The organism is Streptomyces sp. NPDC059718 (genome assembly GCF_042733315.1).
Lineage (GTDB): Bacteria > Actinomycetota > Actinomycetes > Streptomycetales > Streptomycetaceae > Actinacidiphila.
Window position 1 is genome coordinate 131,467 of the sequence record NZ_JBHWGA010000015.1, and the last position, 22,769, is coordinate 154,235.

The 22,769-nt window shown below is 72.4% G+C and carries 24 protein-coding genes; 9 read left to right on the forward strand and 15 right to left on the reverse strand.

Annotated elements, in window-relative coordinates; all coding sequences use genetic code 11:
* Positions 1 to 76 precede the first annotated feature (76 nt).
* Together ACFV3E_RS19020 and ACFV3E_RS19025 are read right to left on the reverse strand one after the other, a co-directional pair.
* Entirely contained in the window at positions 77 to 1,261 is a 1,185-nt protein-coding gene (locus ACFV3E_RS19020) for an acyl-CoA dehydrogenase family protein (RefSeq protein WP_500535659.1), read from the reverse strand.
* A gap of 82 nt (positions 1,262 to 1,343) precedes the next feature.
* Positions 1,344 to 2,975 carry an MFS transporter gene (locus ACFV3E_RS19025; RefSeq protein WP_500535660.1) on the reverse strand — a complete coding sequence of 544 codons (1,632 nt, stop codon included), beginning with the start codon at positions 2,973 to 2,975 and terminating at the stop codon, positions 1,344 to 1,346.
* Between the two features lie 677 nt (positions 2,976 to 3,652).
* Here ACFV3E_RS19025 and ACFV3E_RS19030 point away from each other — a divergent pair.
* Positions 3,653 to 4,657 (forward strand): phosphatase PAP2 family protein, encoded by a 1,005-nt coding sequence (locus ACFV3E_RS19030; RefSeq protein ID WP_500535661.1) that lies wholly within the window; start codon positions 3,653 to 3,655, stop codon positions 4,655 to 4,657.
* Positions 4,658 to 4,777: 120 nt separating this feature from the next.
* Here the strand turns inward: ACFV3E_RS19030 and ACFV3E_RS19035 are convergent, their stop codons facing one another.
* From ACFV3E_RS19035 to ACFV3E_RS19045, 3 genes are all read right to left on the reverse strand, one after another.
* Entirely contained in the window at positions 4,778 to 4,993 is a 216-nt protein-coding gene (locus ACFV3E_RS19035) for an I78 family peptidase inhibitor (protein WP_499511058.1), read from the reverse strand.
* 219 nt (positions 4,994 to 5,212) lie between these two features.
* On the reverse strand, positions 5,213 to 5,602 hold the full coding sequence (locus tag ACFV3E_RS19040) for a DUF779 domain-containing protein (protein WP_499511059.1): 390 nt from the start codon (positions 5,600 to 5,602) through the stop codon (positions 5,213 to 5,215).
* 4 nt (positions 5,603 to 5,606) lie between these two features.
* Entirely contained in the window at positions 5,607 to 6,527 is a 921-nt protein-coding gene (locus ACFV3E_RS19045; RefSeq protein ID WP_500535662.1) for a bifunctional DNA primase/polymerase, read from the reverse strand.
* Between the two features lie 204 nt (positions 6,528 to 6,731).
* On the opposite strand from ACFV3E_RS19045, the gene ctaD reads away from it, so the two are divergent.
* A complete protein-coding gene (gene ctaD, locus ACFV3E_RS19050) occupies positions 6,732 to 8,438 on the forward strand; it encodes an aa3-type cytochrome oxidase subunit I (protein ID WP_500535663.1) in 1,707 nt (568 codons plus the stop codon).
* Positions 8,439 to 8,482: 44 nt separating this feature from the next.
* On the opposite strand, the gene ACFV3E_RS19055 is transcribed toward ctaD, so the two are convergent.
* From ACFV3E_RS19055 to ACFV3E_RS19065, 3 genes are all read right to left on the reverse strand, one after another.
* Positions 8,483 to 9,805 (reverse strand): glycosyltransferase family 4 protein, encoded by a 1,323-nt coding sequence (locus ACFV3E_RS19055; RefSeq protein WP_500535664.1) that lies wholly within the window; start codon positions 9,803 to 9,805, stop codon positions 8,483 to 8,485.
* Between the two features lie 493 nt (positions 9,806 to 10,298).
* Positions 10,299 to 10,796 (reverse strand): transglycosylase family protein, encoded by a 498-nt coding sequence (locus ACFV3E_RS19060; protein WP_500535665.1) that lies wholly within the window; start codon positions 10,794 to 10,796, stop codon positions 10,299 to 10,301.
* 113 nt (positions 10,797 to 10,909) lie between these two features.
* Positions 10,910 to 11,536, reverse strand: a complete 627-nt coding sequence (locus ACFV3E_RS19065; RefSeq protein ID WP_500535666.1) for a LysM peptidoglycan-binding domain-containing protein — start codon at positions 11,534 to 11,536, stop codon at positions 10,910 to 10,912.
* A 537-nt stretch (positions 11,537 to 12,073) separates the two neighbouring features.
* Here ACFV3E_RS19065 and ACFV3E_RS19070 point away from each other — a divergent pair.
* Positions 12,074 to 12,844 carry a DUF8842 C-terminal domain-containing protein gene (locus ACFV3E_RS19070; protein ID WP_500535667.1) on the forward strand — a complete coding sequence of 257 codons (771 nt, stop codon included), beginning with the start codon at positions 12,074 to 12,076 and terminating at the stop codon, positions 12,842 to 12,844.
* Between the two features lie 178 nt (positions 12,845 to 13,022).
* Entirely contained in the window at positions 13,023 to 13,265 is a 243-nt protein-coding gene (locus tag ACFV3E_RS19075) for a hypothetical protein (protein ID WP_500370326.1), read from the forward strand.
* Between the two features lie 225 nt (positions 13,266 to 13,490).
* On the opposite strand, the gene der is transcribed toward ACFV3E_RS19075, so the two are convergent.
* The 5 genes from der to aroH form a co-directional block, all read right to left on the reverse strand.
* The gene (gene der, locus ACFV3E_RS19080; RefSeq protein ID WP_500535668.1) at positions 13,491 to 14,948 is read right to left on the reverse strand and encodes a ribosome biogenesis GTPase Der; all 1,458 of its coding nucleotides are present in this window, start codon (positions 14,946 to 14,948) and stop codon (positions 13,491 to 13,493) included.
* Between the two features lie 66 nt (positions 14,949 to 15,014).
* Complete coding sequence (locus ACFV3E_RS19085; RefSeq protein WP_500535669.1) at positions 15,015 to 15,713, reverse strand: lysophospholipid acyltransferase family protein; 699 nt, start codon at positions 15,711 to 15,713, stop codon at positions 15,015 to 15,017.
* Complete coding sequence (gene cmk / locus ACFV3E_RS19090) at positions 15,671 to 16,384, reverse strand: (d)CMP kinase (protein ID WP_499511069.1); 714 nt, start codon at positions 16,382 to 16,384, stop codon at positions 15,671 to 15,673. Before cmk ends, ACFV3E_RS19085 begins: the two co-directional genes overlap by 43 nt.
* A gap of 90 nt (positions 16,385 to 16,474) precedes the next feature.
* Positions 16,475 to 17,560 carry a prephenate dehydrogenase gene (locus ACFV3E_RS19095; RefSeq protein WP_500535670.1) on the reverse strand — a complete coding sequence of 362 codons (1,086 nt, stop codon included), beginning with the start codon at positions 17,558 to 17,560 and terminating at the stop codon, positions 16,475 to 16,477.
* The gene (gene aroH / locus ACFV3E_RS19100; RefSeq protein ID WP_500328547.1) at positions 17,557 to 17,919 is read right to left on the reverse strand and encodes a chorismate mutase; all 363 of its coding nucleotides are present in this window, start codon (positions 17,917 to 17,919) and stop codon (positions 17,557 to 17,559) included. The genes ACFV3E_RS19095 and aroH overlap by 4 nt, the downstream gene beginning before the upstream one ends.
* A gap of 118 nt (positions 17,920 to 18,037) precedes the next feature.
* On the opposite strand from aroH, the gene ACFV3E_RS19105 reads away from it, so the two are divergent.
* From ACFV3E_RS19105 to ACFV3E_RS19125, 5 genes are all read left to right on the forward strand, one after another.
* The gene (locus ACFV3E_RS19105; protein WP_500370322.1) at positions 18,038 to 18,400 is read left to right on the forward strand and encodes a DUF952 domain-containing protein; all 363 of its coding nucleotides are present in this window, start codon (positions 18,038 to 18,040) and stop codon (positions 18,398 to 18,400) included.
* 89 nt (positions 18,401 to 18,489) lie between these two features.
* Entirely contained in the window at positions 18,490 to 19,149 is a 660-nt protein-coding gene (locus tag ACFV3E_RS19110) for a hypothetical protein (RefSeq protein WP_500535671.1), read from the forward strand.
* A gap of 33 nt (positions 19,150 to 19,182) precedes the next feature.
* The gene (locus ACFV3E_RS19115) at positions 19,183 to 19,773 is read left to right on the forward strand and encodes a DUF6529 family protein (RefSeq protein WP_500535672.1); all 591 of its coding nucleotides are present in this window, start codon (positions 19,183 to 19,185) and stop codon (positions 19,771 to 19,773) included.
* Entirely contained in the window at positions 19,770 to 20,222 is a 453-nt protein-coding gene (locus ACFV3E_RS19120; protein ID WP_500535673.1) for a Rieske (2Fe-2S) protein, read from the forward strand. The genes ACFV3E_RS19115 and ACFV3E_RS19120 overlap by 4 nt, the downstream gene beginning before the upstream one ends.
* Positions 20,223 to 20,240: 18 nt before the next feature.
* Positions 20,241 to 20,951, forward strand: coding sequence for a nucleotidyltransferase domain-containing protein (locus ACFV3E_RS19125; protein WP_500535674.1), 711 nt, complete (start codon positions 20,241 to 20,243; stop codon positions 20,949 to 20,951).
* Here the strand turns inward: ACFV3E_RS19125 and ACFV3E_RS19130 are convergent.
* Positions 20,910 to 21,899, reverse strand: a complete 990-nt coding sequence (locus tag ACFV3E_RS19130) for an ADP-ribosylglycohydrolase family protein (RefSeq protein ID WP_500535694.1) — start codon at positions 21,897 to 21,899, stop codon at positions 20,910 to 20,912. The genes ACFV3E_RS19125 and ACFV3E_RS19130 overlap by 42 nt on opposite strands.
* 20 nt (positions 21,900 to 21,919) lie before the next feature.
* Positions 21,920 to 22,696 carry a nucleotidyltransferase domain-containing protein gene (locus ACFV3E_RS19135; RefSeq protein ID WP_500535675.1) on the reverse strand — a complete coding sequence of 259 codons (777 nt, stop codon included), beginning with the start codon at positions 22,694 to 22,696 and terminating at the stop codon, positions 21,920 to 21,922.
* Between the last annotated feature and the right edge of the window lie 73 nt (positions 22,697 to 22,769).

Sequence of the window (22,769 nt, forward strand, 5' to 3'; positions counted from 1 at the left end):
GCCTCGTTTTACAAAACCCCACCCGCCCGGGGGCCGGGCCCCCCCCCCCCGGCCCCCCCCCCCACGGCCCGCCTGCCTACCGGAAGGCGTCGAGGCCGGTGAGCGCCTTGCCGAGCACGAGTTGGTGCATCTCGACGGTGCCCTCGTAGGTGAGCACGGACTCCAGGTTGGTCGCGTGCCGCATGACGGGGTACTCCAGGGAGATGCCGTTCGCGCCCAGCACGGTCCGGGCCGTGCGGCAGATCTCGATCGCCTCGCGCACGTTGTTGAGCTTGCCGAAGCTGACCTGCTCGGGACGGAGCGTGCCCGCGTCCATGCGCCGCCCGAGGTGGTGGGCGAGGAGGATGCCCTTGTGCAGTTCGAGCGCCATGTCGGCGAGCTTGGCCTGGGTCAGCTGGAAGCCGCCGATGGGCCGGCCGAACTGCTCCCGGGTGCGGGAGTACTCCAGGGCGGCCTCGAAGCTGCTGCGCGCGGCGCCCATGGCACCCCAGACGATGCCGTAGCGCGCGTGGTTCAGGCAGCTGAGCGGGCCGCGCAGGCCGGTGACCTCGGGGAGCACGGCGTCGGCGGGCAGGCGCACGTCGTCCATGACCAGCTCGCTGGTGACGGAGGCGCGCAGCGACCACTTGTGCTTGATCTCGGGAGCGGAGAACCCGGGGCTGTCGGTGGGCACGACGAATCCGCGGATGCCCTCGTCGGTGCGGGCCCACACCACGGCGACGCCGGCGACCGAGCCGTTGGTGATCCACATCTTGCGGCCGTTCAGGACCCAGTCGGAACCGTCCCGCTTGGCGTGGGTGCGCATGCCCGCCGGGTCGGAGCCGTGGTCGGGCTCGGTGAGCCCGAAGCAGCCGATGACCTCGCCGGCGGCCATCGGGGGCAGCCACCGCTGCTTCTGCTCCTCGGAGCCGTACCGGTGGACGGCGTACATCGCCAGCGAGCCCTGCACGGAGACGAGCGAGCGGATGCCGGAGTCGGCGGCCTCCAGCTCCAGGCAGGCGAGGCCGTACTGGACGGCCGTGGCGCCCGCGCAGCCGTAGCCGGTCAGCGACATGCCCAGCGCGCCGATCGAGCCGAGCTCGCGGGCCAGCTCGCGGATCCCGGGCAGCTCGCCGCGCTCGTACCAGTCCGCCACGTACGGCAGCACGCGGTCGGCGGCCCAGCCGCGCACGGTGTCCCGCACGGCACGGTCCTCGTCGTCGAGCAGGTCGTCGATGCCGAGCGGGTCGTACGGGTCGAACTGCGGCTTTCCAGCGGACATCGTCGTCCTCTCCGGTGATCACTGCGCTTCGCGGACGAAGCTACTTCCGTGGCGGGGGCGGGTAAAGCCCCCGACGGTGTGCTCAGCGCGACACGTCGGCCCCGGCGAGGGCGTGCTCGCGCGGTGCCGGGATACCGGGGGCGGCGGACCGCTGGGGTGCCTCCGTGCCGCACTCCATGCGGCGGGGCAGCCGCAGCGCGGCGACCGCGCCGAGCAGCAGCAGACCGGCGCTGACCACCAAGGTGATGTGCATCCCGTGGACGAAGGCGTGCCGTGCGGCGTGCCGCAGGGAGGCCCCGGCGGTACCGCCGAGGTGGTCGGAGACCTCGTAGGCCTCGCCGAGCGACTTCCCGGCCGAGACGCGGGCGTCCGCCGGCACCCCGGGGACCCGGGCGACGCCGGGGGCGTAGGCGGCGTTCATGACGCTGCCCAGCAGCGCGATGCCGATGCCGGCACCCAGTTGGTAGGAGGTCTCGCCGATCGCGGCGGCGCCGCCCGCCTGCTCGGCGGGGGCGTCGCTGAGCATGGACTCGTACGCGCCGAAGAGCGTGGTCTCCAGCCCGAAGCCGAGCAGGACGAAGCCCGTGGTCAGCACGCCCGGCCGGTCGTGCTGGCCCATGAGGGTCAGCACGAGCACCGCGCAGGCGGTGAGGACGAAACCGGAACTCACCATGACGCGCGGCCCGAAGCGGCCGAGCATCCGGGAGCCCAGGAGGCCGGCGCCCATGGCCGCGAGGGTGAGCGGCAGCAGCCGCAGCCCCGTCTGCAGGGGGCTCAGGCCGAGGACCAGCTGCAGGTACTGGACGGCGATCAGTTCCAGGCCGACGAGGGCGAGCAGCGCCAGCACGATGCAGCCGACGGAGGTGCCGAAGGCGGGCCTGACGAACATGCGTATGTCGATGAGCGGGTGCTCGCGCCCGCGCTGCCGGCGCACGAACAGCGCCAGCAGGGTCAGGCCGACGAGCAGCGGGACGAGCGCGGAGGGCTCGTACGGGGCCGCCCCGCCGCCGACCCTCTTGACGCCGAGGATGGCGCCGAGGATGCCCAGCGCGGCCATGACCGCACCCAGGACGTCCCAGGGGCCGTCCAGTTCGCCGCGGGACTCCGGCAGCAGCCAGCGGGCCACCGGAAGGATGACGGCCATCAGGGGGATGTTGACCAGGAAGACCGAGCCCCACCAGAAGTTCTCGACGAGGAAGCCGCCGAGGACCGGCCCGACGGCGGCGCCGACCGCCGCGACGGCGCTCCAGACGCCGATGGCGACGGCCCGCTCACGGCGGTCGGGGAAGACCTGCCGGAGGATCGACAGCGTGGCCGGCATGATCATCGCGCCGCCGACGCCGAGCAGGGCGCGGGCCGCGATGAGGACGCGCGGGTCGGGTGCGAAGGCGGCCGCCGCCGAGGCGGCCGCGAAGATCGTGCAGCCGAGCAGCAGGATCCGGCGTCTTCCGACGCGGTCGCCGAGGGTGCCGAAGAGGATGAGCAGGGACGCGGCGACGAGCGGATAGGCGTCGACGATCCACAGCAGCTCTATCGCGCCGGGGCGCAGGTCCTCGCTCACCGCCGGAACGGCGACGTGCAGCACGGTCGCGTCGAGGGCGACGAGCAGCAGGCTGACGCAGAGGACGATCAGCACGGTCCAGCGGTTGACCGGCCGAGTGTGCCGTGGGACGGCGGCCGACCCGGGAATGCCGGCCGAGGACGTCCCTGTCATGTACGTACCTCCCAGCGGTGCGCTCGCGGTGTCCCTGGGCAGGACGAGGGGAACGGTCCCGGGGGAACCCAGCGACGAGGGCGAGTGAAGTCGTCAGACTACGCGAGTCCGCGCCGATGGTGGGTGGCGCGGGTCACGTTCCGACGTGGCCGTCGTCACGTGGCGGCCATCCGCCGGAGACCTGCCGGACATTTCCGGTACCGCGGCACCGGGCCTCCCGCCGGGAACGGAACGGCCCCGCCCGCCGACCCGGTGGCGTGTACCCGCCCGTTCCGGTCGTATGCACCGCGAGCGCGGGGCGCGCGGTCCAACGCGTACGCCCGCCGCATGCGTTCACGCGCCCGCCGATCGGGAATCTCCCAGGTCACGGCCGCGATCCGGTGCCGCGACGGACGGCGCGCGGGGAACCGGACCGGCCTGCCGGAAGGTCAGGCGAACTCCAGGAGAAGTGACGGGTAATCAAAGATAAACAGGGCATACAGAAATCGAACGCGTGATTTCCCAAGATCTTCCACATGCACTTCGAAACATAAAATCAAGGAGTTCCCGCATTCGGCTCAATGTGCACGTCCGCACTACGGCCAATGGGTGGAGTGAGACGCAGTCCACATCACATCGTCATTACGAACCCGGCCTTCCGGCCGAACTCCGCCATCACACGCTGTAACGTCGATTGAGTGCGTACCGATGACAAGCTTCGCCTCATGGAGGAGCCCGAGACAGCCCAGGCGCCACCGGGCATGAGCCGGACACGCGTGCTGCTGTTCGGTTCGACGCTCGTGGCCTATGTGGCCATCGTCGTAGCCGTCCTGACCACGTCCAAGCTCGTGACCCTGGACTGGCAGGTCATGATGTGGCGGCCCTACAAGCAGTGGCCGCAGATCCACGCGTTCCTGGACTACTTCGTGGTCCTGGGCCAGCGCGGCCCGACGGCCGTGATCGTCGCCTCCTGGCTGGGCTGGCGCGCCTGGCGCCATCGCACCCTGCACCCACTGCTGGTGCTGGGCACGTCGCTGCTCCTGCTGAACGTCACCGTGGGCTCGGTGAAGTACGGCCTCGGCAGGCTCGGCCCGCACTACGCGACCAGCGCCGGATCGGCCGAGCTCTTCGCCGGCGGCGATATATTTCCCTCCGGTCACACCGCGAACGCCGTGGTGACCTGGGGAGTCCTGGCCTATCTGGCCACCACCCCATGGGTCCGCCGGGTCACCTCCGTGATCGCGGCGCTGCTGGCGCTGGGCGTCGGCATGACCACCATCTACCTCGGTACCCACTGGGTCAGCGACGTCCTGCTCGGCTGGGCGGCCGGCCTGCTCATCCTGCTGGCACTGCCCTGGTTCGAGCCGTTGATGGCCTCGGCCGAACAGCGGATCACGGCCGCCTGGGCGCGCCGCCGCGGCACCCGCACGGCGCCCGCCACGGCCCCCGCCGCGAACACGGCACTGGCCTCCGTGCAGCTCTCCGACAACCCGGACGGCGTACTCGAGCCCGTCGTTCTCAGCGGCCGCGCGACGACGCCCGCGTCCGGCGTACCGCACCACCCGGCACGTCCGCACACCACCCGTCACGAACGCACCCCGGTCACCCCGGCGGGCAGCCGCCGCCCGCCCGCGGACCGGCCCGGCCGCCCGGCACCGATCGGCCAGGCCGGCGTGGCCCGCGGCCGCGGCGCCACCGGCTGACGGCCCGCGGGGCAGGTACGCACACCTCCCGCCCCGCCCGCACCCGTACGAAGGCCCCGGCCGCCCCTCTTTGGGGGCGGCCGGGGCCTTCGTCGTGCGGGGATGTGGGGAGAGGGGCCTTCAGCCGCTCCAGCAGCGGGTCACCCGGCCGCCCTCGACGGTGAAGTTGAGCCGGCCCACCCGGTACTCCATGGTGATGACGGCGCCCGGCGGCAGGGCGCGCACCATGCTCCAGCCACGTTCGGTGGCCCGGCGCTCGGCCTCGTCGGCGCCGAGGCCGACGTAGGTGTCCGGTTCGTCCTGCGGTTGCCGTGCGGCACTCGGATCGGTTGCCATGAGAGCAACCGTAGGCGCACACGAGCCGTGACGGAAGGCGGCGGCCGACTTGATCGTCACACTTCTGTCACAGAATCCAGGGCAGCGTTTGGCGTGCACCGTTCACTCTTTGGTGGCGACTTTTCCAATCACCCGCCGAATTTGCGGACCCGGCCGCCGAAAAGCGGCCGGACCGGCCGCCACGGAATTCCGGGAAACGGTCCACACACTTCCCTCACATCACATCCCCAGCGTCGACAGCTCTTCATCCGTCAGCAACCGGGACCGAATGAGGAACCGGTTGCCCGTCGGCGCCTCCAGCGAGAAGCCGCTGCCGCGCCCGGGCACCACGTCGATCGTCAGATGCGTGTGGCTCCAGTAGGCGAACTGGTCGCGCGACATCCACACCGCCACCGGGTCGATGCCCAGGACGTCGAGGTCGCCGAGGTGCACGTCGGAGTCCCCGGTGAGGAACTCCCCCCGCGGATAGCACATGGGCGAGCTGCCGTCGCAGCAGCCGCCGGACTGGTGGAACATCAACGGGCCGTGCTGGTCGGCGAGACGCCGCAGCAGCCCCGCGGCCTCCTCGGTGACGGCGACCCGGCCGGCCCTCGGTGCGATAGAGGTCATGGGGTCAGAGTGCTCCCGCCGAGCGCCGCCCGCCAGACCCCCGCAGGACATGCCGGCGGGCGGAACCCACCGTCGACTCCGCCTCGCGCTCCGACAGGCCGGTGCTGACGGCCGCCCCGACCATCTCCGCGGCGACCCGGTCGCCGTGGCCGTTCTCGAAGGCCCGGCAGGCGGCCCAGAACAGCCGCTCGTTGCGCTCCCCCACCGACGAGCCCAGCACGAAACGGATCAGCGGCTCGGCCGTGCCCCCGCCCGTCCCGGCACCCGACCCGGCACCCGACCCGGCGCCCGCCGCCGCGCGGGCGGCACGGCGCTGGGGGGTGGTCAGCAGCAGTCGCAGCAGCCGCTTGGGCACGGCGGCCGGCGGCATCGAAGCCGTCGGCGGGTCCCAGCGGTAGAGCCCGGCGGTGGTCACCGAGCCGGGTCCCACGAGGTAGCCGCCGCTGCCGCGCACGTCGATCCCGTTGCCGAGCCGGCGCACGGAGTTGGGGACGATCGCCTCGGCCGGGCCGCGCAGCCACAGGTGCCGGCCGCCGCTCGGGGTGATGACCGTGCGCGTCCACGGCACGGCGAAGCCCCACCGGGCGGCCAGGTCCACCAGGTCGGTCACGCCGTCGACGCCGTCCTTGCGGTCCAGGTCGAGGCCGATCAGGTAGTGCGGTGAGCGCCCGCACGCGATCCCGTACCCGGCGGCCCAGGGGGCCGCCGCGAAAAGCTCGGCTATCCGGGCGGGCTCGGTGGCGGCGTCGTGCACTCCGTGGCCGAGCCGTCCGCACTGGCCGCGGCACATCCCGCGCCCGGTCTCCCCCCGGTGCGGCGAACGGACCGCCGGGAGCTTGGTCCGCGACAGCGGGATGACGGGGAAGCCGCGCCGCGCGGCGGCAAGCGCGCACTCCAGCGCGCGGTCGTGGTCCGGATGCGTCACGGGGTGCCCCCTCGGTGCGCTACGGCATGGCCCCTTTATCGTACTTTCGTTCGACCCTCCACTCAATGGCGCGCCGACGGCGCGCGGCACGTCCGTTCCGTCCCGGTCCAGCATATGACGGGTCGTCTGCCCGAGAATGTACGGAAGATACGAGTACGGAAGACCGAGTGCCGGCAGGATCTCCTACCGCGAGGGAACGCGCCGATGGGGACGTACGCAGCGCAGACCGCGGCCGATCGGGCGGCGGCGCCCCGGCGGCCGGGACGGCTGCTGGTGGACTGGCTGACCACCACCGACCACAAGAAGATCGGGCACCTCTACCTGATCACGTCGTTCGGCTTCTTCCTCGCCGCGGGACTCATGGCGCTGCTGATGCGCGCCGAGCTCGCCCGCCCCGGCCTGCAGCTGATGTCGAACGACGGCTACAACCAGCTGTTCACGATCCACGGCACGGTCATGCTGCTGCTCTTCGCCACCCCGACCTTCGCGGGCTTCGCCAACGAGATCATGCCGCTGCAGATCGGCTCGCCCGACGTCGCCTTCCCCCGGCTGAACATGCTGTCGTACTGGCTGTTCCTCTTCGGCGGCCTGATCGTGCTCGGGAGCCTCCTGACGCCCACCGGGGGCGCCTCCTTCGGCTGGTTCGCCTACGCGCCGCTGAACAGCCTCACCCGCTCGCCCGGGATCGGCGCCGACATGTGGATCATGGGGCTGGCACTGTCGGGCTTCGGCACCATCCTCGGCGCGGTCAACTTCGTCGCGACGATCGTGGGGATGCGCGCGCCGGGCATGACCATGTTCCGGATGCCGATCTTCACCTGGAACGTGCTCTTCACCTCGGTGCTGGTGCTGATGGCCTTCCCGGTGCTCGCGGCGACGCTGCTGGTGCTGGAGGCGGACCGGCGCTTCGGGTCGCTGGTCTTCGAGCCGGGCAACGGCGGGGCACTGCTGTGGCAGCACCTGTTCTGGTTCTTCGGCCACCCGGAGGTCTACATCATCGCGCTGCCGTTCTTCGGCATCATCACCGAGGTCATCCCGGTGTTCTCGCGCAAGCCGGTGTTCGGCTACGCGACGCTGGTGGGCGCGACGACGGCCATCACCGGGCTGTCGATGGTGGTGTGGGCGCACCACATGTTCGTCACCGGCGCCGTGCTGCTGCCGTTCTTCTCCCTGCTGTCGTTCCTGATCGCGGTGCCGACCGGGGTGAAGTTCTTCAACTGGATCGGCACGATGCTGCACGGCTCGCTGTCCTTCGAGACACCGATGCTGTGGGCCGTCGGCTTCCTGGTGAGCTTCCTGTTCGGCGGCCTCACCGGAGTCATCCTCGCCTCGCCCCCGCTGGACTTCCAGGTCAGCGACTCGTACTTCGTGGTGGCCCACTTCCACTACGTGGTCTTCGGGACGGTGGTCTTCGCGATGTTCGCCGGCTTCTTCTTCTGGTGGCCGAAGTTCACCGGGAAGATGCTCGACGAGCGGCTGGGGAGGATCCAGTTCTGGACGCTGTTCGTCGGCTTCCACACCACCTTCCTCGTCCAGCACTGGCTGGGTGTGGAGGGCATGCCCCGGCGGTACGCCGACTACCTGGCGGCGGACGGCTTCACCGTGCTCAACACGATCTCGACGATCGGGTCGTTCCTGCTGGGCCTGTCCACCCTCCCGTTCCTCTACAACGTGTGGCGGACCGCCAAGTACGGCCGGCGCGTGGAGGTCGACGACCCCTGGGGCTTCGGCCGTTCGCTGGAATGGGCGACCTCCTGCCCGCCACCACGGCACAACTTCTCGACGCTGCCGCAGATCCGCTCCGAGTCCCCCGCCTTCGACCTGCACCACCCGGAGGTCGCCGCCCTCGACCAGGCACGCTCCACCGGCCGCCGCGACGCCGTCGAGCCCGGTGCCGGCGGCCAGGACTGACGGAGCGGGTAGCTGCACCGGCAGCACCGTCACCCGCCCGGGGTTCAGCCCCTCCGCGGCCGCCCGCCGAGCCGCCTGCGCACCGCGGCCCGCAGCTTCTTGCGCAGTCTGCTGGCCCGGCGCTTCGCCGCGCGGGCGAGGTCCTTGCCCGCGTACACCACGCCCATCCCCACTCCGCCGACGTGGCGCCCGGCCGCGCGCAGCCGCCCCGAGGGGCCCGCCCGGCGGGCCAGCAGCTCCTCCAGGAGGCGTTCGCAGCTCCTGGCGATCTCCGCGGGGTCGTACCTGGCGCCCTTGTCCAGGGCCGCCCGGCCCATCCGGCGGCGCAGCTCGTCGTCGTTGATCAGCCGGAGCATGGCCGCGGCGAGGGCGTCGACGTCACGCGGCGGCACCAGCAGGCCGTCGACCCCGTCGCTGATGATCTCGCCGGGACCGAGCGGGCAGTCGGTGCTGACCACCGGCAGCCCCACGCGCATCGCCTCGACGATCGTCATGCCGAACGACTCCATGCTGGAGGAGACCGCGAGCAGCGAGCCCTTGGCCATCTCCGGCTCGATCGGCGTCGCCATCCCCATCATCGTCACCCGGTCGCCGAGTTCCAGGCGCTCGATGAGCTGATCCAGCTTCTCCTTCTGCCCACCGGTGCCGTATAACCGCAGGCCCCAGTCCGGGCGTTCGGCCGAGACCTTGGCGAAGGCCCTGATGAGGTCGCCGTAGTGCTTGACCGGGGCCAGCCGGCCCGCCGCGACCACGTACTTGGCGTCCAGGGCGCTGGGCGCGACACCCGGGTCGGGGACGCTGTTCGGCAGGGCGAGCACCCGTACGCCGGGCAGCCACAGCCTGCGGCGGTAGGAGACGGCGTCGGCCTCGGTCGTGGTGGTGACCGCGTCCAGCCGGGGGTAGAGCCGGCGCAGCCTGAGGACCAGCGCCAGCGAGTGGGTGTCGAGCGTCAGGTGCTCCTGTGCGATCCGGACCACGTGACGCGGCGCCTGCAGGGCGATGTGGACGTTCAGCCCGGGGCGGGTGCCGATGACGACGTCGGCGTCGAGCGCCGCGAGGTGGGCGGCGATCCGCTGGTCGGTGAGGGCGCTGTACTGCTCGTAGCGGTTCTCACCGGTGGGGAAGACCTTCGCCGGCCGGTGGTACAGCGGGTCGTCGAGGTCGCACGCGGCGCTGCCCCTGCGCAGGTCCACCAGGTGCCGCAGCCGGATCCGGGGGTCGAGGGAGAAAGCAGGTTCGTGGCGGTGGCGGTACACGGAGACGATCTCGACCTCGTGGCGCTCGGCCAGGGCGCCGGCCAGGTTGTAGGTCGTGCGGATGGTGCCACCGACCCCGTAGGCGTTGTGAATCAGTATGGAAATGCGCATACGTCCCCGTGTTCTCCCGCTCCCCGCGGACTCCCGCCCGCACTTAGTGCAGGCAAGACGACCGCCCCGGCCCTTAGGTTGCGTTCGTCCACCTTCCCTGCCCCTCGTCGTGTACGCACTGTGATGTCCTTGTGACCGGTCGGTATCATTCCGGATCGCGCCCGTCGGGCACGGTGGCTCAGCTGCGGCACGTCGAAGCAATTGCGCTCCATGTCGCCCCCCTCCGTCACCCGGCCGCCCCGGCGGCCGCTCGCCGCGTCACTCCACCGGGCTACGGACGGACGGGCCCGACGGGTGACGGACGGTTCGGCGAGCACCCGAGAGCGCGGCGGGACCGGCGGGCGGCGCACATCGCGGCTCGGGGCGGACGGACCGTTCAGGGTATTGCCGCCCACGGCGTATTTCCACTAATCGGTTGACATGGCCATAAGGTGACATGAATTCAGGCACATCGTGACCAGGACCCGCCGTTCCCGGCCAGGGTCCACCGGGCTCAGCGCGGCAGGCGCAGCAGTGTCCCGGGCGTGAGCTGCCGGGTCGGGTCGGAGCCGATGACGTCCTGGTTGAGCCGGTACAGCTCGGCCGCGCCGCCGCTGACGTTGAAGCGTCGGGCGACGCCCTCCAGGGTCTCGCCGGACTGGACCGCGTGCGCCCGGCCGGCCAGCCGCAGGCGCTGCGCGCAGGTCGGCCAGGCCTCCCAGCCCTGGTCGCGGAGGATCTCCTCGGCGACGGTCATCTGCTGGTCGGGGGTTGCGCGGTCGGGTCGGGCGGCCAGGTCGAGACCGCCGTGCTCGACCCAGGTGGGCTGGAAGATCTGCAGCCCGCCGTAGAAGCCGTTGCCGGTGTTGGTCTTCCAGCGGTTGCTGCTCTCGCAGGTCGCCAGTTCCAGCCAGACGGGGGCGTGCCCGTCGGCCCGCGCTCCGGGAGCCGGGGCCGCCCACGTGGCGAGCAGAGCGATAGCGGTCACCGCGAGACGGCGGGGACGGGACATGCGGGCCAGGCTAGGCACGGTGCGGCGGGCGCCGTCGCCCGCCGCGCCGTGCGCGCCCCCCGGCCCACCCGGTCGGAGCACGGCCGCCGGGTGGGCCGGGAGTGCGCGGGAGGTCAGACCGACAGCCGCTGTCCCGGGTAGATCAGGTTGGGGTCGGCGCCGATCACGGACCGGTTGACGGCGTACAGCTTCTTCCAGGTCGTCCCGTGGGCGGCCGCGATGCCGCTCAGGGTGTCGCCGCCGCGGACGCTGTAGTTGCCGTGCCCCTTCGCCCGGCTCTGGCCGCGGTCTGCGTGACCGCCGCTGCCGCGCGACTGCTTCGCGGGCGCCGGGGCGGTGTGCCGCTTCGCCTTGGGCGCGGCCGGGGCGGTGCCGCGGGCGGGTGCGTTCCCGTAGGCGCCGGCGCGGGCGGAGCAGGTGGGCCAGGCGCCCCAGCCCTGCGCCCGCTGCACCTTGGCGGCGACGGCGATCTGCTGCTCACGGCTCGCCCGGTCGGCGGTCGCCGCGTACGCGGTGCCGCCGTAGGCGCGCCAGGTCCCGGCCGAGAACTGGAGTCCTCCGTAGTACCCGTTGCCGGTGTTGATGTGCCAGTTCCCGCCGCTCTCGCAGCTCGCGATGCGGTCCCAGACCCCGCCCTCGGCGGCCTTCGCGGGCCCCGCGACGGCCATGAGGGCCAGCGGGGTCAGCACGGTGACGCCGGCTACGACTGCGGACTGACGGTACTTGGCTGATACGGCCATGGAATCCCTCTCCACGGACCCGGGGTTCCCCCATGGCGCCGTACCTCCGGTACGGCACCCGACGGACGGGGTTCCCACGCATCCGGCGCGGCCCCCGTCCCCTTCGCTCGCCGACCGATGGATTTCGGATCCACGGTCACCCTCCGTGCGAGCCCTCCCGGGTGGTGCTCTCTGCACACGGCGGGCAAATCTAGGCAGGGTCGCGTTCCGTCGCCAAACAAACCCCTTACGCCGCAGGCCACTTGAGGGTTACCGGGAGTAAAGACCTATTGAGGACACCGGATTGATGGTGTTTTTTGCGGCATATCCGCACAGCGCATATGCGCCATGTGACCCGACTCATAGGCACGGAGGCTTCCCGGGGTGAAAGGTGGGACTTGGAGTGACCGGCTCCGCACCGCCGCTCACCCTCCGCACGCGGACGCACGAGCACGCGCCAAGAAGGCCGTGACTCCCGCCACAGATCGGCCGTTGTCACTATGTGCCGGGCGAGGCCCGGCAAAGGAGCCCGTAGCCGTACATTTCAAGGAGGCTTCAGTGCCGCCCATGCTCGACGTCAGCGACGAGGTACGAGCCGAGATCGGCGATGAGGAGGCGGCACGCCTGCTGGCGGGCGACAGCGCGCCCGGCACGTACGACTGCACCTCCTGCCGTACCCCGGGGGACACCGCCACGGAGCGCACCAGCACGGTGCTCTTCGTCGGCGAGGAGACCGCCGTGCTCGCCTTCGCCCACGCGACCTGCATCCCCTCCCAGGTCGTGCCCGTCTCGGAGGAGCAACTGCAGGGCGCGGTGCAGAGCATCGCCGGTGAGGAGCCGACCGGCGCCGCGTCGGCCGCCGCTCCGCGCCAGGCGGTGCTCGGCATCACCTGCGGCCTCGTCCTCATCAAGGAGGAGGTGTGCCCGGCCCTGGTCATCGAGCCCACCGGCCCGATCGCCCGCCCCGGCGACAGCGGCCCCGGCGACGACTTCCTGCCGATCCTCATCGAGCAGGGCTTCCTCCCCGTGAACGACCTGTCCACACCGCCCTGCCCGCTGCCCGGCTGGTCCGTGCTGCTGGCCATGGGGCAGCTGCACGCCATCCTGCAGCCCGGCTCCGCCGGCGCGTGGTGGCAGGCGCACCAGCCGCTCGCGGTGAGCGAGGGATGGCGCCAGGCGGTCAACAGGTCCAACGAGGTGTACGTGTACGCCGCCCCGCACGGCACCATCGGCCAGCAGCCCCGCGAGGACCTGCTGCGCGACGCCCTGGAACGCGCCTGCGGGCACGGACTCCTCGTCGCGGCGACGATGCCGCTGTCCGGCACCTGATCCCCCCGGCTCCGGCCAAAGGCGCGTACGGCTGCCCGTACGCGCCTTTGGCCTATGGCAGTGCATATGCGTGATTCATCCGTACGACCCGCATCCCTGCAGATGAGCCGCTCGTTGCCACGACGTGCACACCTTTGACGCTTCCTCACGAGCCCAGTACCGCAGCCCCATCCCCCCCATGCGCACCGCGCAGGAGGCGTCCGTGAGCGAGGGCACGCCGATCTACGACGCGCTCTACTCCGAGTACCGCAGGCTCTTCCGCACCCTCCCCGGCGACCGCACCGGCGAGGAGGACCTGCAGTTCAACGGCTTCGCCGACCGCGGTGGTGTCAACTCCCCCTACCGCTCCGGCCGCCACCGCGGCGACCTCCCGGCCCTCCCCCCGGGCCTCGCGGAGAACCGCATGCACGGCGGGCTCTGACCCACCCCGCACGGCGAACCGCCCGCCCGATCGCCCCTCCTGGGGAGGCGACCCGGCGGGCGGCACCATGTCCGGCCCCGGCAGGGCTACTTCTTGCGGCCGCGCTTCTCCCGCACCCGCAACGACAGCCGGGAAGCGACCCCCCGGACCCCACGAAGAACCGCCCGCCCGATCACCCCCGCAAGGACGACCTGACAGGCGGCACCACGCCTACCCCCGCAGGGGCTACTTCTTGCGGCCGCGCTTCTCCCGCACCCGCACCGACACCTGGATCGGCGTCCCCACGAACCCGAACTCCTCACGCAACCGGCGCTCGATGAAGCGGCGGTAGCCCGCCTCCAGGAAGCCGGAGGCGAAGAGCACGAAGCGCGGGGGCTTGGTGCCGGCCTGGGTGCCGAAGAGGATGCGGGGCTGCTTGCCGCCGCGGATCGGGTGGGGGTGGGCGGCGACGAGCTCGCCCAGGAAGGCGTTGAGACGGCCGGTGGGGACCCGGGTCTCCCAGCCCGCCAGGGCCGACTCGATGGCCGGGACCAGCTTCTCCATGTGCCGGCCGGTGCGGGCGGAGACGTTCACCCGGGGCGCCCACTGGACCTGCACGAGGTCCTTCTCGATCTCGCGCTCGAGGTAGTAGCGCCGCTCCTCGTCCAGCAGGTCCCACTTGTTGTAGGCGATGACGATGGCGCGGCCCGCCTCGACGGCCAGCGAGATGATGCGGGTGTCCTGCTCGGCGAGGGTCTCGCCGGCGTCGATCAGGACGACGGCGACCTCCGCCTTCTCCAGGGCGGCCGCGGTGCGCAGCGAGGCGTAGTAGTCCGCGCCCTCCTGGAGGTGGACGCGGCGGCGGATGCCCGCGGTGTCCACGAACTTCCAGATCTTGCCGCCGAGCTCGATGAGCTCGTCGACCGGATCGCGGGTCGTGCCGGCCTGCTCGTTGACGACGACGCGCTCCTCGCCCGCCACCTTGTTCAGCAGCGAGGACTTGCCGACGTTCGGGCGGCCGATCAGCGCGACCCGGCGCGGGCCGCCGATGGTGTTGGCGAAGGACTGCATCGGCGCCTCGGGGAGCGCCTCCAGCATCGCGTCCAGCAGGTCGCCCGTGCCGCGGCCGTGCAGCGACGAGACCGGGAAGGGCTCGCCGAGGCCGAGGTTCCACAGCATGGCGGCGTCCGCCTCGCCCGAGGGGCCGTCGACCTTGTTGGCGCACAGCACGACCGGCTTGCCGGCCTTGCGGAGCAGCTTGACGACGGCCTCGTCGGTGTCGGTCGCGCCGACCGTGGCGTCCACCACGAAGACCACCGCGTCGGCGGCCTCGATCGCGAACTCGGCCTGCGCGGCCACGGACGCGTCGATGCCGAGGACGTCCTGCTCCCAGCCGCCGGTGTCGACGATCTTGAAGCGGCGGCCGTTCCAGTCGGCCTCGTACGTGACGCGGTCGCGGGTGACGCCGGGGCGGTCCTCGACGACTGCCTCACGGCGGCCGATGATCCGGTTCACCAGCGTCGACTTGCCGACGTTCGGGCGGCCGACGACCGCGACGACCGGCAGCGGGCCGTGGCCCGCGGCCGCGAGGTCGCCCGCGACCTCGTCGAGGTCGAAACCCTCCTCGGCGGCGAGCTCCATGAACTCGGCGTACTCGGCGTCGTCGAGCGCGCCGACTTCGCCGTACTCGTTCTCGATGTCCATGAAAGCTTCTCCGTCGATCGTCAAATGTGCGGGGGCTTGCACGCCCCAGTGTGGATCAGGCCGACGCTAGGAGGCGCGGCCCGTGGTGCGCCGGGCGTACTCGAGGTGTCCGCTCAGGTGCTTCTGGATGCGCACGGTGGCGGCGTCCAGTGCCGTACGCGTACGGCGTCCGCTGCCGTCGCCGGCGTCGAAGGGGTCGCCGAAGACGATGTCGACCCGGCCGCGCACCGGAGGCAGGCCGCGGATCAGCCGTCCCGGCCGGGACGTGCCGAGGACCGCGACCGGCACTATGGGCGCGCCGGAGCGCACCGCGAAGTACGCCAGGCCCGCCCGCAGGTCGGCGAAGTCGCCCTCGCCCCGGGTGCCCTCGGGGAAGATCCCCAGGACCCCGCCGCGCTCCAGCACGCCGAGCGCGCTGGTCACCGCGGTGCGGTCGGTGCTGTGGCGGTCCACCGGGAGCTGGCCGATCCCACGCAGGAACGGGTCCAGCGGCCCGATGAACGCCTCCTTCTTGATCAGGAAGTGCACCGGGCGCGGGCAGGTGCCCATGAGCACCGGCCCGTCCACGTAGTGCGAGTGGTTCACGGCCAGGATCACCGGCCCCGAGGCGGGCAACCGCCAGGCGCCGAGCACCCGGGGGCGCCAGAGGCTGTTGATGATCCCGATGCCGATGCGGCGGCCGACGGCCGCGCCCCTGGGTCCCGGAACCGCGGAGGAGTCGCTCACGAAGCCGCCCGCTTCTCCTCGATGAGGGTGACGACGCACTCGATGACCTGGTCGAGGGTGAGCTCGCTGGTGTCGACCTCCATGGCGTCGTCCGCCTTCGCCAGCGGGGAGGTCTTGCGGCCGGAGTCCGCCGCGTCGCGCCGTACGAGGGCCTCCCGGGTCGCCACGAGGTCGACCTGGGCGCTGCCGGTGGCCTTCAGCTCGCCGCCGCGGCGGGCGGCGCGGGCCTCCGGGGAGGCGGTGAGGAAGATCTTGACGGTGGCGTCCGGAAGCACGGTGGTGCCGATGTCCCGGCCCTCGACGACGATGCCGGCGGGCGCGGCGGTGGCCGCGTCGCGCTGCAGCCCGACCAGGCGGCTGCGCACCTCCGGCACCGCGCTGACGGCGCTGACCGCCGCGGTGACCTCCTGGGTGCGGATCGGTCCGGAGGCGTCCACGCCGTCCACCGTGATCGTGGGCGCCGCCGGGTCGGACCCGGAGACGATCACCGGCTTCTCGGCGGCGGTCGCCACGGCGGCGGCGTCGTTCACGTCGACGCCGTTGCTCAGCATCCACCATGTCATCGCCCGGTACTGCGCTCCGGTGTCCAGGTAGCTCAGGCCGAGCTTGGCCGCGACCGCCTTCGAAGTGCTGGACTTGCCAGTGCCCGAGGGGCCGTCGATCGCGACGATCACCGGATTCGACACAGTCGGGGGACCTTCCTTGTGCATGGAGCAGGTACACGGTTGGCGCAATGCCATCCCCACAAGGTTACCGGCCCACCCATTCGGCTCCGTACCACGAATTCCCAGGCCCCCCGCTCAGGCGCGCAGCGACCAGCCACGCTCCCGCAACGCCGCCGACAAACGCGCCGCCGCGGCCGGCTCCACCATCAACTGAACCAGACCCGCCTGCTGCCCCGTCGAATGCTCGATCCGCACGTCCTCGACGTTGACCCCCGCCGCCCCCGTGTCCGCGAAGAGCCGCGCGAGCTCCCCCGGCTGGTCGCCGATGAGGACGGCGACGACGTCGTAGGACTTGGGGGCGGAGCCGTGCTTGCCGGGGACCTTGGCCCGGCCGGCGTTGCCGCGGCGGAGGAGGTCCTCGATGCCGGCGGTGCCGTCGCGGCGCTTGGCGTCGTCCGCGGACTGCAGGGCCCGCAGGGACTCGACGGTCTCCGTCAGGTCGGCGGCGAGCTCGGCGAGCACGTCGGCGACCGGGCCGGGGTTGGCGGAGAGGATGTCGATCCACATGCCGGGCTGCGAGCCCGCGACCCGGGTGACGTCGCGGATGCCCTGGCCGCACAGGCGCACCGCGCTGTCCTCGGCGTGCTGCAGGCGCGCCGCGACCATGCTGGAGACCAGCTGGGGGGTGTGCGAGACGAGGGCGACGGCACGGTCGTGGGCGTCGGCGTCCATCACGACCGGGACGGCGCGGCAGAGGGCGACCAGCTCCAGGGCGAGGTTGAGCACCTCGGTCTCGGTGACCGGGGTCGGGGTGAGCACCCAGGGTCGGCCCTCGAAGAGGTCGGCGGTCGCGGCCAGGGGGCCGGAGCGCTCGCGGCCGGACATGGGGTGCGTGCCGATGTACGAGGTCAGGTCGCAGCCGAGCGCCTCCAGGTCGCGGCGCGGTCCGGACTTGACGCTGGCGACGTCGAGGTAGCCGCGGGCCAGCCCGCGGCGCTGGGCGTCGGCGACGGTCGCGGCGACGTGGGCCGGCGGCACGGCGACGATCGCGAGGTCGACCCGGCCGGACGGGGGTTCGTCGGTGCCCGCGCCGAGCGCGGCGGCGGTGCGCACCACGGCGGGGTCGTGGTCCTCCAGGTGGACCTCGACGCCGCGCGCGGCGAGCGCGAGGGCGGCGGAGGTGCCGATGAGGCCGGTGCCGATGACCAGGGCGGTTCTCACTGGGCGATGTCCTTGCGGAGGGCGGCCGCGGCGCCGAGGTAGACGTGGGAGATCTCGCCCTTGGACAGGCCGGACTCGACGTGGGCGAGGATGCGCACGACCCGGGGCATGGCGCCGGCGATGTCGAGTTCCTGCGCGCAGATCAGCGGCACGTCGGTGATGCCGAGCTTGCGCGCGGCGACCGCCGGGAAGTCGCTGTGGAGGTCCGGGGTGGCGGTGAACCACACGCTGATCAGGTCGTCCACCGCGATGCCGTTGCGCTCCAGGATGGCGGTGAGCAGTTCGGCGACCTGCTCGTGCATGTGCTCCGCCTCGTCCCGCTCCAGCTGGACGGCTCCGCGGACCGCTCGTACCGCCACGTCATCGCTCCCTGTGTTGCTGCGCGCACGTACCTGGTCAGCGTAGTCGGGGCGGACGGGGCGCGGCGGACACGCCCGCCCTGCGAGACGCCGGGGGTGCTGCGGTACACCATGAAGCATGATCTTCCACCTTGTTCCGCTGGACGACTGGCTGCGCGACCCGGACCGTCCGTACGCGCCCTCGTCGCTCGCCGAGGACGGGTTCGTGCACTGCGCGCCCGACGAGGCGGTTGCGCTCGCCGTCGCCGACGCCTTCTACCGGGGCACCCCGGGCCCGCTGATGGTGCTGCTGATCGACGAGGAGGCCCTGGAGGCCCGTGTGCTGTGGGAGGACGCCGATCCGGTGCCGCCTCCGGGGGTCCCGCAGGAGACGCGCTTCCCGCACGTGTACGGGCGCATCAACCGCAGCGCGGTGGTCGGGATGCTGGAGGTGCAGCGGGACGCGGAGGGCCGCGCGGTGGCGCTGGCGGTGTGGTCGTGAGCGCCGCTTCGTCCTGACACGCCCCTGGACGCGGGGCGGGCCGTCCGCTTCGATGGTGCCCTGACCGCGCGGCCTCGGGGGAGGCGGACATGAAGCGTTCCGGACCGCTCTACACGCTCCTCGCGGGGCTGGCACTCGCGCTGATCATGCTGTCGCTCAACGCGACGACGGAACCGCCGCAGGTGGGGACGGAGGGCGGCGGCCCGCCGGCCGCGAGCCGGACGCCGTCCGCCGCCCCGCCGTCGTCGGCCCCCGCGGCCTCCCCGTCCCGCAGCACCGCGGTCCCCCGCCCGGACGCGGACTACGCGGGCCGCACCGGCGACGACGCGGCGAGCGTCGCGATCGCGCTGCGCGACGGCAAGGCCGTCGCGTACGTCTGCGACGGGCGCACCAAGGAGGCCTGGCTGCGCGGCGACGTCCGGGACGACGGCGGCATGCGCCTGACCGGCGACCGCGGCGCCTTGCTGGAGGGCACCCTGGAGGGCGGCCGCGTCACCGGCGAGGTGCGGCTGCCCGGCGTGGAGCAGCCCTTCACCGCGCAGCGCGCGGTGAAGCCGTCCGGTCTGTACCGGGCGACCGCCTCGGTGCGCGGCGCGCGGGTCGTCGGCGGCTGGATCGTGCTGCCGAACGGCAAGCAGGTGGGGATCGTCTCGCGCGACGGCGAACCGTCGGCGGCGCCCGCCATCGACCCCGCCACCGGCGCCGTGACGGTCGACGGCACCCAGCTCACCGCACGGCCGATCCCCTGACCGTCCGCCCGCAGGCAGGAGCAGGAGCGCCTCATGAACGTGGACCCGAACGCCGCCACCACGTCCTTCCCGGCCCCGTCACCGCACCCCCGGCGGCGGGTCGCCGTGTTCCTCGTCCCCGCGGTCGCCGCCGCGGCGGTCGCGGTCGCCCTCGGCGCGTACGGCAGGGTGCACGACCCGGCCGGCACCGCCTTCAACCTGGCCGGTTTCTCCAGCACGGGCGCGGTCAAGTCCTGGCTCGCCACGGCCGCCTTCGCCTTCGCCGTGGTGCAGGCGGTCTCGGCGCTGGTGATGTACGGCAAGGTGCCGGGCGTCCGCGCCCCCTCCTGGACCGGCGCGCTGCACCGCTGGTCGGGCCGGATCGCGTTCCTGCTGGCCGTCCCGGTCGCCGTGCACTGCCTGTACGCGTTGGGCTATCAGACGTACAGCAGCCGCGTGATGTGGCACTCGCTGCTCGGGTGCTTCTTTTTCGGGGCATTCACCGCAAAGATGCTGCTGCTGCGGGCCGAGCGACTGCCGGGCTGGCTGCTGCCGGTCGTCGGCGGGCTGGTCTTCACGGCGCTGACGGTGCTGTGGCTGACGTCCGCGTTGTGGTTCTTCAGAACGGTCGGGGTGACGACATGAAGCGACGCATGGTGCTGCTGTCCACTGCAGCGCTGGCGGGTTGCAGCAAGTACGGCGAAGAGAGCGCGCCGCCCACGGCGGCGACCTCCGCGCCACCACCGGCCTCGGAGCCCGTCTCCGCGCCGACCTCGGCGCCGGCCTCCGCTCCCCCGTCCGGGAAGGGCGAGGTGCTGGTGAAGGCGGCCGACGTGCCTGTGGGCGGCGGCACGGTGATCACGGACAAGAAGGTGGTGGTGACCCAGCCCCAGGCCGGCGAGTTCAAGGCCTTCTCCGCCGTCTGCACCCATCAGGGCTGCCTGGTGAACACCGTCTCCGACGGCACCATCAACTGCCCTTGCCACGGCAGCAAGTTCCGCATCACCGACGCCTCGGTGGCCCACGGACCGGCCAAGAAGCCGCTTCCCCCGGAGGAGATCACCGAAAAAGGCGGCGAGATCTTCCTCGTGTAGCCCGTACGATCCCCGTCCATGCGCGACCACGATCTCGTACGCCGGCACACCGTCTACGCCTGTGTGATGGGCTCACGCGCCTTCGGCCTGGCCACGGACGGCAGCGACACCGACCGCCGCGGGGTGTACGTGGCGCCCACGCCGCTCTTCTGGCGCTTCGACAAGCCGCCCCGCCACGTGGACGGCCCGGAGCCCGAGCAGTTCTCCTGGGAGCTGGAGCGGTTCTGCGAGCTCGCGCTGCGCGCCAACCCCAACATCCTGGAGTGCCTCCACTCCCCCCTCGTCGAGCACGTCGACGACACCGGGAAGGAACTGCTCGCCCTGCGCGGCGCCTTCCTGTCCCGGCACGTCCACGAGTCCTTCGGCCGCTACGCCGCCGGACAGCTGCGGAAGCTGGAGGCGGACGTCCGCACGCACGGCGCGCCCCGCTGGAAGCACGCCATGCACCTGCTGCGTCTGCTGATCAGCGCCCGCGACCTGCTGCGCACCGGCGAACTGCGCATCGGGGTCGGCGACCACCGGGAGCGGCTGCTGGCGGTCAAGCGCGGCGAGGTCGGCTGGTCCGAGACGGAGTCCTGGATGCTCCGGCTGTACGGGGAGGCCGAGGCCGCCGCCCCGCGCAGCCCGCTCCCGGACGAGCCGGACCGGGCCCGCGTCGAGGACTTCCTCGTCCGGGTCCGGCGGGCGTCAGCCGCCGTCACCGTCCCAGAGGGCGCCGAAGGCGAGTAGTTCGTCGCGGTGCTCGAGCCGCTCCACCCAGGCGTCCGGCCAGGCCGCCAGGCCGTGGTGCGCGCCGGCGAAGGCGCCCGCCAGACAGGCGATGGAATCGGAGTCCCCGGAGGAGCACGCCGCCCGGCGGACCGCGGTGACGGGCTCGTCCGGGAAGAGCAGGAAGCACAGCAGGCCGGTCGCCAGCGCCTCCTCGGCGATCCATCCGGCGCCGGTGGCCAGGCACGGGTCGGCTTCCCGGTCGGGGGCCGCGAGCGCCGCGTCGAGGCGGTCGAGCACCCCGAGGCACTCGTCCCAGCCGCGGCGGACGAAGGACACCGGGCCGTGGTCGTGGGCACGCAGCCACAGGTCCCCGAGCCACCACTCGTGGTACGTGTCGCGCTGCTCCGCCGCGTAACCGCGCAGCAGGCCGGTCAGTTCCCCCGGGGTCGCGCCCCGCGCGAGCAGGTGGACGGCGTGCGCGGTGAGGTCGGAGGCCGCTAGCGCCGTCGGGTGGCCGTGGGTGAGCGCAGACTGCAACTGGGCCGCCCCCGCCCGTTCGTCGGGGCGCAGGCCGGGGACGAGGCCGACCGGGGCGACCCGCATGTTCGCGCCGCAGCCCTTGGAGCCGGTCTGGCTGGCCTCCTGCCAGGGCCGGTCCGGGTGGTCCAGCTTCTCGCAGGCGACCAGGCAGGTGCGGCCGGGGGCGCGGTTGTTGTCGGGCGAGTGGTACCAGTCGACGTACTCCTCGCGCACCGGGCGGGCGAGCCGGGACGGCGTGAGGGGGCCTCGTTCCATCGCCGTGCGCAGCCCGCGGCCGAGGGCGAGCGTCATCTGCGTGTCGTCGGTGACGAAGGCCGGGCGGGGCAGTTCCATCTCCCGCCACGGACCGCACTTGGCGAGGATCGACGGGACGTCGTTGAACTCCGTGGGGAAACCGAGCGCGTCACCGATCGCCAGCCCCGTCATCGCCCCCGAGGCGGCCCGCCTCACGCCGCGGCCACCCGGGTGCGGACGACCAGGTCGTGGAGGGCGTCGTAGGCCGCCGGCTCGCCGGGCAGCCGGGTGTCCCGCTGCGCGTCGTCCAGACCCGCGTGCAGGGCCTCGACGTCGGCGTGGACGCGGCGCGGGTCGAGGTCCATGGCGAGGCCGTGCTCGGCGACGGCCTTCTCGTGGATGAGTTCGCGGACGTACCCGGGGGCGGTGACGTGCTCCAGCAGCGTCGGCAGGTGCGCCTCGACGGTGCCGGTGCGCATCAGGTGGATGCCGGTCAGCAGCACCCGGAAGGTGTAGAGCAGCGGCTTGAGCTCGCCGGTCTTCTCGTACAGCTCCCACTGGGTACGGGCGAAGCCACGGTAGTGGTGGGCGTGGTGGCTGGTGATGACCCCGGGTGCCAGGTCGACCAGTTGGGCGTGGACGCCGCTGGTGTGCACCACGAGCGGGGACAGCAGCTGCTCCAGGACGTAGCCGTTGCGCCGCAGCATGAGCCGGGCGAACTTCAGCAGGTCGTGGGTGACCAGGTCGAGTTCGAGGCCGTCCTGCTCCCACATGCGGGTCTGGGTCTCCTCGCCCTCCCGCAGCCCGATCAGGTCGGACAGCGGGAGGAGGTGGATGCCGCGCAGGTCCACGTCGGAGTCGCGGGACGGGAAGCCGTACAGGTGCGCACCGGAGACGGTGGCGAACAGCAACGGGTGTCCCTGCTGGGCGAGGGCCGGGGAGAGTTCGGGCAGCCCGGCCCCGCGCAGACGTTCGGCGTGGATGGTCATTGCGCCATCCTTCCCGGAACGGCGTCCTCCGGGAAAGTCCTTATCCGATGGGAAGCCGGTCAGAAAACCGGTC